Annotated in this window: 5 protein-coding genes; 3 read left to right on the forward strand and 2 right to left on the reverse strand. The window is 69.2% G+C overall.

The window, feature by feature from the left end; translation table 11 throughout:
- Positions 1-315 precede the first annotated feature (315 nt).
- From AOK15_RS32800 to AOK15_RS32810, 3 genes are all read left to right on the forward strand, one after another.
- Positions 316-2,445, forward strand: coding sequence for a transglycosylase domain-containing protein (locus AOK15_RS32800; protein ID WP_055521959.1), 2,130 nt, complete (start codon positions 316-318; stop codon positions 2,443-2,445).
- Between the two features lie 46 nt (positions 2,446-2,491).
- A complete protein-coding gene (locus AOK15_RS32805; RefSeq protein ID WP_055521955.1) occupies positions 2,492-3,781 on the forward strand; it encodes a polysaccharide deacetylase family protein in 1,290 nt (429 codons plus the stop codon).
- 106 nt (positions 3,782-3,887) lie between these two features.
- Complete coding sequence (locus tag AOK15_RS32810; protein WP_055521956.1) at positions 3,888-5,027, forward strand: amidase domain-containing protein; 1,140 nt, start codon at positions 3,888-3,890, stop codon at positions 5,025-5,027.
- Between the two features lie 24 nt (positions 5,028-5,051).
- On the opposite strand, the gene AOK15_RS32815 is transcribed toward AOK15_RS32810, so the two are convergent.
- Both AOK15_RS32815 and AOK15_RS32820 read right to left on the reverse strand, forming a co-directional pair.
- A complete protein-coding gene (locus tag AOK15_RS32815; RefSeq protein ID WP_055521957.1) occupies positions 5,052-5,678 on the reverse strand; it encodes a DUF4383 domain-containing protein in 627 nt (208 codons plus the stop codon).
- An 84-nt stretch (positions 5,679-5,762) separates the two neighbouring features.
- Positions 5,763-6,937 (reverse strand): hypothetical protein (locus AOK15_RS32820; RefSeq protein ID WP_055521958.1); only part of this gene is annotated, 1,175 nt, incomplete at its 5' end.

Raw genomic sequence — 6,937 nt, forward strand, 5'->3', positions numbered from 1 at the left:
GCGGCTGTGACGGTCCACGCGGGCGATGCCAAGTGGGAGGGGGGACAGTCATGACCGCTGTCCTGTGTCGATCGGGAGTCACGTCCCCCGGTCGCTATGTCGCCGTGGGCGGGCGAAAGGTTGCCGCGTTCCGCCGGATCGTCGCCGCGCAGCACATGAGCCGTCCCCGCAGCGGAGCGCGCCATGGGCAACGCTGAAGGAGAGGGCCGTATGCGCCGCCGACGGGGAGCGGCACAGGAGCGCCGGGAGCAGGGGCTCCCGGAGTCCGAGTTCACCATGGAGCTGAAGGCTCCGCCCCCGCCGGCGGACGAGACCATGGAGCTCAAGGCCCCGCCCCCGCCGGCCGACGAGACGATGCAGCTGCGCGTGCTCGAACCGGGCATGCTCGACAGCCGGTCGGAGCAGTCGGCGACGGGCGGCAGGCGGGACAGGCGCAAGGCGGCCAGGCCGTCGGTTCGCGCCAGATTCCTGGCCGCCGTGGGCCCGCGCCTCGCCCCTTTGGCCCCGTATGCCCGCCGAATACGCCCGCAGTACCCGCGCCCGGGCCGTACCGACTGGCGGCGCTGGGTGCCGTCCTGGCGGCAGTCGCTGGGCGCCGGAGGGCTCGCCGTGGGGCTCAGCACCATGCTGCTGACCATCGCGTACGCCGCCACGGACATACCCGAGGACCTCAACACCTTCGCCACCCAGCAGGACAACGTGTACTTCTGGTCCGACGGCACGCCCATGGCCCGTACCGGCTGGGTGCGGCGCCAGGCGATGCCGCTGAAGGACGTCCCCGAGGACGTGCGCTGGGCAGTCCTCGCGGCGGAGAACTCGAGCTTCTACTCCGACCCCGGCATATCCTTCAGCGGTATCACCCGGGCCCTGGTGCGCACCGTGGGTGAGGGCGACACCCAGGGCGGCTCGACGATCACCCAGCAGTACGTCAAGAACGTCTACCTGACCCAGGACCGCTCGCTCGGCCGTAAGTTCAACGAGGCGATGCTCGCCCTCAAGCTCGACAACCAGATGAGCAAGGACGAGATTCTCGAGGGCTACCTCAACACCAGCTGGTTCGGCCGCGGCACCTACGGCATCCAGCGGGCCTCCCAGGCGTACTACGGCAAGGACGTCAGCCAGCTGAACGCGAGCGAGGCCGCCTTCCTCGCCTCCCTCCTCAAGGGCGCCGGCCTGTACGACCCCTCCCTCAGCCGGTCCAACCACGCCCGGGCCGTCGTGCGCTGGGAGTGGATTCTGGACCGGATGGTCGACATCGGCAAGCTCTCCAAGGCCGAGCGCGCCACGTACCGGACGTTCCCCGAGCCGCTGAAGCAGTCGAACCAGTACGACACCGGCAAGCAGAGCGACTACCTCGTGGAGCTGGCCGCCCAGTACGCGAAGAAGGCCGGGAACATACCGGCCCAGGAGTTCGACATGGGCGGCTACCAGATCTACACGACCTTCGACCGCAAGCGGCAGACCGAGCTGACCGACGCCGTCACGAAGGCCCGCGAGGGCGTCGCGAAGGACAGCCCCAAGAAGGCGAAGTCCACCCACTTCGGAGCGTCCTCCGTCGCCGCCGACGGACGGATCCTCGCCGTCTACGGCGGCCCCGACCACCGCAGACAGGGCTACAACGAGTCCAACTCGACCACCGTCCCGTCCGGCTCGGCGTTCCTGCCGTTCGTCTACGCCGCCGCCCTGGAACACGGCGTCGTCAAGGAGCGCGACGGACGGCCGACACCTGTCACCCCGCAGACGCTCTACAACGGTGACGACGGGGTCGTCATCACCACCCCCGAGGGCCCCTACTGGGACCGCAACGGCAAACGGGTCCGCGCCCGCAACGACGGCAAGCGGTCCTACGGCCAGATCACCCTGCACGACGCGCTCGCCAAGTCCGTGAACTCCCCGTTCATGCAGCTCGGCATGGACACCGGTCTGAACAAGGTGCGCTCCACCGCCGAGGCGGCCGGACTGCTGTCGTCCAGCTTCGGTGCGCAGGTGCCCGCCCTGTCCGTCGGCAGCGCCACGCCCAGTGCGATCCGCATGGCCAGCGGCTACAGCACGTTCGCCGCGGACGGCCGGCACACCGAGCCGTACTCGGTGCGGAAGATCACCCACAACGGATCCAAGGTCGGGATGTCCACACCCAAGCCGAAGCGGGCGGTGGGCGCCGAGGTGGCCCGGCAGGTCACCGAGGCGCTCACGGACGCCTTCCGCAGCGACCACCCCGCCTCGCCCGGCGCCGCCTCCTTCGAGGTCGCGGGCAAGGGCGGGACGACCCAGGACGACAAGGCCGCCTGGTACGTCGGCACGGCGGAGAAGGTGTCGACCGCGGTCGTCCTGTACCGGATCGACCTGTCCAAGAGCCTGGAGCCGCTGCGGCTCGACGGCATCGCCGGAACCCCCGGATCCGGCGTGCCCTACGACATCTGGTCCCGTGCGACGAGCGTCGGCTGACGCCCGATGAGCACCCGACCCGCCACCCTCGCAGAATGAGCCGCACATGAAGCCTGGCAGCAAGTCGCACAAAGGCCGCCGCCGCAAAGCACGTCAGCCCCGCCGCACCACCCGGCCGCAGTTCGTGACCCTGGCCGCGCTGCTCGTCGTCGCCTCCCTCGTCGGCGGCTACATGGTGCTGAACCGCACGACCAGTACAGCGCCGACCGCGTCGTCCTCCGGTGGCAAGGACGGCAAGGGCAACTCCGCCAAGAACGCCGAACCGAAGTGGGACGGCAAGACCAAGGTCATCGGGGACGGTTCCACGTCGTACACCGGCCCGCAGAAGGGGCAGCTGAAGGCCGTACCGCTCAAGCCGGGCGAGAAGCCCCCGCAGTTCGTCGTGTTCTCCTGGGACGGCGCCCTGGCCGGCGACGACAACCTCTTCGATCACTACCGGCAGATGGCCAAGCGCTACGACGCGCACATGACGTTCTTCCTCACCGGCATCTACCTGCTGCCGAAGGACAAGAGGAACCTCTACGACCCGCCGCAGCACGACAAGGGATCCGCCGCGATCAGCTACCCCACCGACGACCACATCCGCACCACGATCGAGGAACTCGGCGAGGCCTGGCGCGAGGGCAACGAGATAGGCACCCACTTCAACGGCCACTTCTGCGGGGCGAAGGGCGGCGGCGACTGGAGTGTCGAGGAGTGGAAGCAGGAGATCGAGGAGTTCAACTCCTTCCTGGAGAACTGGAAGACCAACACCGGCTTCACCGACATGGACCCGCTGCCCTTCGACGTCAAGGCCGTCACCGGCGGCCGCGCGCCCTGCCTGGAGGGGCAGAAGAACCTCATGAAGGCGGTCAAGGGCTTCGGCTACCGCTACGACGCCAGCTCGCCCGGCGCCTTCCAGGTGTGGCCCGCGAAGAAGGAGGGCGTCTGGGACTTCCCGCTGCAGATGCTCCCGTTCAACGACGAGTACCAGGCGTTGTCGATGGACTTCAACTTCCTCTACAACCAGTCGGACGGCAAGACCGACGGTGACCCGGCGATGCACTCGACCTGGCAGCGGGAGACCATCGACACCTACATGTCCGGCTTCAACCGCGTCTACTACGGCAGCCGCGCACCGCTGTTCATCGGCAACCACTTCGAACAGTGGAACGGCGGCATCTACATGAACGCCGTCGACGAGATCATCAAGAACGTCTGCACCAAGAAGGACGTGAAGTGCGTGTCCTTCCAGGAGTTGGCCGACTGGATGGACGTACAGAAGCCGTCGACCCTGGCGAACCTGCGCAATCTGGACCCTGGTCAGTCGCCGGACTGGGCGACAGTGGTCAAATAGTCTTCCCGTTCTCCGACTTGTTATTCCCCCCGACCTACTTCGCTTGAGGAGGTCATGTAAAGATTCGGACCCCGGGTACGACCAACTCGGGGGCAAGGAGAATGCAGTGAGATCAAGGACGTTGAGCCTCGCAGGCTCGACCGTCGCGGCGGCCGTACTGGCCACCGCGCTGCTGCCCATGACCGCCGCGCAGGCCGCCGGGTCGACGCCCAAGGTCACGAAGGCGACCAAGGACGCGTTCGGTCGGGTCGCGGACAACGTGATCACCGACCGCACGGCCGTGCTCGTCGGTGGTGGGGCGACCCGCAAGTCGCTGAAGCCCACCGGTGGCGTCAAGCTGTCCAGCGCCCAGAAGAAGGTCGAGGACGGCAAGCTGAGCGCCCTGCGCGCCACCAAGGCGCGTCTCGCGACCCTGGGCGAGGCCTACACCTCGGCCGACACCGCGGTCACCGTCGACAGCACCAAGGTCAAGGGCACGAAGGCCACGGTGAAGATCACCGAGCGGACGAGCCTGAAGTACAAGAAGATACGTGGCGACGAGCCCGCCTCCACGGGCTTCGAGGCGCACCACCAGCTCACCTTCACGGCGTCCGGTGGCACGTGGCAACTGACCGCCATGAAGGGCACGGACGGCGGCGCCCAGCGCATCAACGACCCCGTCGCCCCGGCCGCTGACGCCAAGCTGAGCCGTACGCCCATGGCCGTCCACCAGGCTCCGAAGGCCGCCACCAGCTGGCCCGCTCCTTCCGCGCCGAAGACGATCAACGGCGGGAAGTACAACTACCAGGCGATGGTGGCGTACACCGAGAAGTACTGGAAGAACTACAACCCGGCGTACCGCAAGTACAACTCGATGGGTGGCGACTGCACCAACTACCTCAGCCAGGGTCTCCTGGCGGGCGGCTGGCAGCAGATCTCCAAGGTGACGCCCGAGGAGTACGACACCTGGTACTACGCCTCGAACGGTACGGCCGACGCGTGGATCGGTGTCAACGAGTGGTCCTGGTTCACCCAGACCGCCCAGCGCACCACCCCGCTCGCCAACGTCTACCAGATGGACATCGGTGACGTGCTCCAGGTCGACTTCAACCGGGATGGCGACAAGGACCACTCGATGATGGTCACCTTCCGCAGCAGCAGCGGCGTCCCGTACCTGACGTACCACGACGCGGACACCTACCGCCGTTCGGTGGCGAGCATCATCGCCTCGTACCCGAACTCGTACTACTACGCGTACCGCACCTGAGCGGGCCGACTCCCGTCGGGCCTCTCAGGAGCCCGGGCCGGCGCCCTCTCCGCCTTCGGTGAGGGCGTCGGCCCTTTTCCGCCTGCCCTCCTCGGTCTCGGCCCGCACCCGGTCGTCCCGCTCCGCCTGGGCCGGATGCCGGGCCCGCCAGTACGGGCTGTCGTGCGGCAGCGCCGAGCCGACCCTGCCGTACATCCCGAACGTCATCAGCAGGACGCCGACGACAAAGCTGAACAGGACGTTCGGGATGCGGAACGCGAGGAAGTTGGAGTCGGTGTCCAGTAGGGCCATGTTGCCGAAGCCGCTCAGGATGAACAGGACGCCCAGCGTCATGTTCAGCGTGGAGGCGAAGTTGCCGCCGATCACCATGCCGACGAGCAGCAGCAGCCCGACCGCGATCGACAGGACGCTCAGCGTGCCGTTCGTGTTCAGCCCCGCGACCTGGTCGCCGTGCGTGTCGAACCAGCCGACCTTGTCGATCAGGCCGAGGATGCCGAAGGTGACCAGGAACAGACCCATCAGGCCCGCCCCGAACCGGTAGACCCGGCTCAGCCGGTGGTCCACGGGAAGGTGCTCGTCGATCCTGATCCGCCGCCGGGGACCCGCGTGCTTGCCCTGGGACCGCAGGGAGTGTGTGGCATGCGTGGCCATATCCGCCTCCTAGGCGTGAGCGGAGGCCTCCGTACCCCTTCAGCATCCGTCGGGGTGCCCCGGCGGGCAAACCGGCCCCGCCCGTCAGGCGCTCCCGCCACGCTCCTTGCGGATCTGGTCGACCACATGGGACACCGTCTGCCGGACGGACTCCGTCTCGGTCAGGAAGTGCCAGTAGTCGGGGTGCCGGCCCTCCAGCGTGGCGACCGCGCGATCCAGCCGGGCCACGGAGTCGTCGAGCGGGCGGGCGTGCCGGGGATCGGGCGTGGAACGGCCCGCCATGGCGAGTCGCTGCGCGTCACGGATGGCGAACCGGGTGCGGTCGATCTCCTGCTGCGGGTCCTTCTGCACCGCGTTCAGCCGCCGCAGCCGGTCGCCCGCAGCGGAGACCGCCTCGTCGGTCCGGTTCAGCAGCGCCCGCACGGTCGACAGCAGCGCCGTCGCGTCCGGCCAGCGCTGCGCGTCACGCGCGGCACGCGCCTCGCGCAGCTTCAGCTGGGCCTGCTCGACGTCGGCCGCGGCCTGGTCCGGCACCTGCTGGAGGTCCTGCCAGCAGGCCGCCACGAATCTGCGCCGCAGCTCGCTCAGCATCTGCGGCACCTGACCCGCCCGGGTGCCCAGCGCCTCCGCGCGGGTCCGCAACGACACCAGCCGGTGGTCGATCTCGGCGGCCTTCTCCGGCAGCCGCTCGGCCTCCGCCCTTACCGCCTCCGCCTCCCGCACGACCCGGTCGGCGCGCTCCAGCGTCTCCGCCACGCCGTGCCGGCCGGCCCCCTGGTTGAGCTTGGTCAGCTCCGGGGCGAGCGCGGCGAGTCGCGCGGCGAGGTCGTCCGCCTTCAGCCCCGACTCCCGTACGGCGTCCAGGGCGTTGGAGGCGGCGAGCAGCCCCTGCCGGGCGCGCTCCACGGCCGGGGCGAGCCGGGCCAGCTGCGTCTCGGCCTTGCCGAGCAGCGGGCCCAGCCCCTCGGCGAAACGGTCCAGCTCCTGCTTGACCCGCCCCAGCTCGTCCTTGGCGGCGGTCAGCTCGGTCCGGGCGCGGGCGGCGGCGGACGCCTCCAGGTCGTCCCGGTCCAGATCATGGGCGTCGACGGCGGCGATGTACCGGCCGCTGACCTCGTCGATCCGCCGGCCGAGCGCCTCGAAGCCGGAGACCGCCTGGCGGGCGGCGGGGGAGTCGTCCACCGCCGTGATGGTCTCTATGGAGATCCGCAGGTCGCGCTGGGCGGTGTCCAGCTCGTAGAACGCGGCCGCGGCCGCGT

Source organism: Streptomyces ossamyceticus (genome assembly GCF_001418475.1).
GTDB classification, from domain to species: Bacteria; Actinomycetota; Actinomycetes; order Streptomycetales; family Streptomycetaceae; genus Streptomyces; species Streptomyces ossamyceticus.